The sequence below is a fragment of the Chitinophaga sp. genome, assembly GCF_035564935.1.
Taxonomy (GTDB): Bacteria; Bacteroidota; Bacteroidia; order Chitinophagales; family Chitinophagaceae; genus Chitinophaga.
This window is the reverse complement of sequence record NZ_DATMTE010000469.1, coordinates 1-2,995: the sequence shown is the minus strand read 5'-3', so window position 1 is coordinate 2,995 and position 2,995 is coordinate 1. Positions and strand designations below refer to the sequence as shown.

2 protein-coding genes are annotated in these 2,995 nt (G+C 48.7%); both read right to left on the bottom strand.

Annotated elements, in window-relative coordinates:
• Window positions 1–170 precede the first annotated feature (170 nt).
• The gene (locus VN105_RS12135) at window positions 171–2,336 is read right to left on the bottom strand and encodes a hypothetical protein (protein ID WP_325641190.1); all 2,166 of its coding nucleotides are present in this window, start codon (window positions 2,334–2,336) and stop codon (window positions 171–173) included.
• Window positions 2,336–2,902, bottom strand: coding sequence for a hypothetical protein (locus VN105_RS12130; protein ID WP_325641189.1), 567 nt, complete (start codon window positions 2,900–2,902; stop codon window positions 2,336–2,338). The genes VN105_RS12135 and VN105_RS12130 overlap by 1 nt, the downstream gene beginning before the upstream one ends.
• Window positions 2,903–2,995 lie beyond the last annotated feature (93 nt).

The window sequence follows — 2,995 nt, the reverse complement described above, 5'->3', positions numbered from 1 at the left end:
ACCTGAAACGATTTGCTGATCATCATCGTTGATGGCAAACATTTGCTTATCTCTGAACTTTAAAAAGTTCCGCTGGATAGCAGGGTAATCAACGAGGGCAACAAAATTCACCTCGCTATCATCGTTCTCATTTTCGCTGATTGTCAGCTGGTATACTTTAAGTTCCATATTTAAAATTTTGCTAATTCTTCAACTGTCTTTACTTTGTTCTGGGTGCTGGTGATATCAGATTCTAAGACCTCTACCCGGATAGCGCCTTGTTGGCTCTGTTGCTCCACCTGCTCTTTTAGGAGCGTGGTAGCATTGGGCGCAATAGTTGGCTGTAGTGGCGCTGATACATTGGACGGCCCAGCAGCAGAGGCGCCCCCATTTCCACCCGCGCCAGGTATTTGGGTGCTTACAATTTTCTTAACCCTGGCTATACCGGCAACAACTGCCGCAGCCGCAGCAATAGCACCTAATGCCGGCCCCACGATAGGGATAGGTGATAACGCAGTAAAAGATGATTGTGCCGCCTGATAGGTGCTTATGGTAGCATCGGCGATTGCCACACCCTTGCCAATTGCTGTTTGTTGTCCGAGTATACCCGTTGCAACTTTTAGGGCGTTTCCCGTTGCGGTCAACGCATCCTGTTTGGACAGTTCGTCACCAATCATTGCAACCGCTAAAACGGCACTTGCAACCTGTTCCGTTTCACTTCTATCTTCACCGGCCTGTGCTGATTGCTCAATTATATAGGTAGTATCAGATATTGCTTTTTGCTTTTGCCGCTCTATCTCGTCCAGTCTGGTTGCATCCTTTGCTATCCTTTCATTGTTTTGCTCATTGAATTTTGCCTGCTGCTCAGCCACTCCCTGTAAACCTGTTGAGGCCTGTTTAACAAGATCCGATGTTGTCTTATTCAGTGTATCGTTTAACTTTGACCGTTGATCTAACAGGCTATCCCCTATCTGCTTATCGATTTCAAGGGTTTCGTAGCCATATTTCTGATAAAGATTCTTCTGTTCAATGAGCTGCTGTTCTTTCAGGTGCAGCATATTTTTTCCGGATATCTCAGCAGCCTTTGTTTCCTTATCCTGGGCATCCTGCAATACCTGCAGTTCTTTGTCAAATTCGGCCCGGCGGTCCGCACCCTGGGATTGCCGGAGCTCCTGCAGGGTATCTTTGGTATCAAGACCAAACCTTTTTTCCAGGGCAAGAACCTGCTGCAACTGCTTTTCCCTTAATCCGATTGTACTTTTGCCCGCATCAGTGAGTTGCTGAGTTTCCAGCGCCTGGCGATCCTGTAGAAACTTCAGTTGCCGCTGCCCTTCCTTTTGTGCCTGTTGAATACGGAGCGCCTCCAAATCTGCAAAAGCTGCCGCCTGCGCTTCACGTTCTTCTTTGGTACCATCCTTCAGTACTTTGATTTTATTTTGGGCGATCTTTAATTCAAGGGCATCAGCTTCCCGTTCCCTGGTAGCGCCGGCGGCCCGCAATACCTTTAGGTCATTTTCCTGCTGTTTGATGAGGGCCTCCGTCGCCTCCCTGGCGGCCTCCTGCATCTGATCCTGAACTTCTTTATTGAATCCTTCAACATATGCCTGCCCCATGCGCTTACCAGCGTTTGAAGCCTCTGCAACGGCGCCCTTAAAATCGCCTTTGAATATGTCAACTATTATATCACCTACAATCTTGAAGCTCTCGATAATGGCATTCAGCGCCCCCATGGCGATTGCCTTGATCTTATCGAACAGCTTTCCAAAACCCTCAAAGGCGGGGAACAACTCTTTTATCTTTGCCTCGATCTTATCAAAGTTGGCAATGATTAATCCAAGGGCAACCAGTAAAGCGCCTATTCCGGTTGATATTATCGCTTTCCTTAATGTGGAGAAAGCGCCTACCACATTAGTTTTTATAACCGCCCCCAGGCGCTGAAAGTCCTTCCAGCTATCGGCGATTGTGGATAAGCTTTGACTGAGTGCCATTGCTCCCTGAAGCTTAACCAGTTGCTTTTGTAGGTCCTCGCTTTCATCACCGAATACCGCCAAAGCGCCCTGCGCTGCCGTAAACCCAGCGGTCACGGCTCCAATAGCATTTCCAAATACCTGGAACTTCTCTCCTGGATCCATTAACCCTACCCGTTCATTCAAGTCGCTTATCTCATCCCGCAATTCTGCCACTCTTCTTGCAGCAGACTGCGCTTCGGGCGAAAGTTCGCCGAAACTACGGCTCATTTCAATGGCAGCGGCTTGTGCTTCTCGCAGCTGCTGCTTGATGCTACCGACCGTCTTTGCAGGAGAGCCATCACTGTTAACCTGCACCTGTATCTGTACCGTCTCTTTCGTAGTCGCCATTACAATGAATATAAAATTGTGATTCTCGCACCGGCCGGTAGGGCGCTACCGAATACCAGCTTACTGAGTGTTGGGTCGGAAATATTTGCATTGAAGTCCCATTCATCAAATGCAGGTGTATCTCCAAATTCTTCCACGCCGATCAGGGGCGCGCCATCAATCAATACCTCCTGGGGAATAGCATCCGCAAATACATCATTGGTGTATTCCGTTCCATCCGCAGAAAGCCCGCCGCTGCCATATGCCGCGGTGAACCGGATCCGGCCCATCCCCCCTATGGCGCCGTAACTATCCTGTAACACCCATGAGCCAGATGCTTTTTGGTAGATCTTATGCCCCTGTATATCAAATGCCACATCGCCATTAACACCCTGGGACGGATCGGGTGTACCAACATTGAAATAGACCCGCGCCCCCCCATTGGTGCCATCCATAACCCAATCTTTTATGGTCTGCAGGGATGCCTGCAGCGCCTTGCCGGTGCTCAGATTTTGGACAATGGCAATTATATTGTTGGCGGAAAGGGTTCCCGCGGGGTCAAGCTGGTTTATTTTCTTATCTGCCATATGTTATGCGTATGGTATGCGAGCCGGGGCCGTATCATCATTTATGATATAACCTCCATCCTCATGTAATAAAAATCCTGGTTGCACAGTTTC

What these genes read in the sequence shown, in the direction of transcription:
- VN105_RS12130 (WP_325641189.1), bottom strand. Translation starts at nt 2,902, where the DNA reads ATGGCAGATAAGAAAATAAACCAGCTTGACCCCGCGGGAACCCTTTCC.
- VN105_RS12135 (WP_325641190.1), bottom strand. Translation starts at nt 2,336, where the DNA reads ATGGCGACTACGAAAGAGACGGTACAGATACAGGTGCAGGTTAACAGT.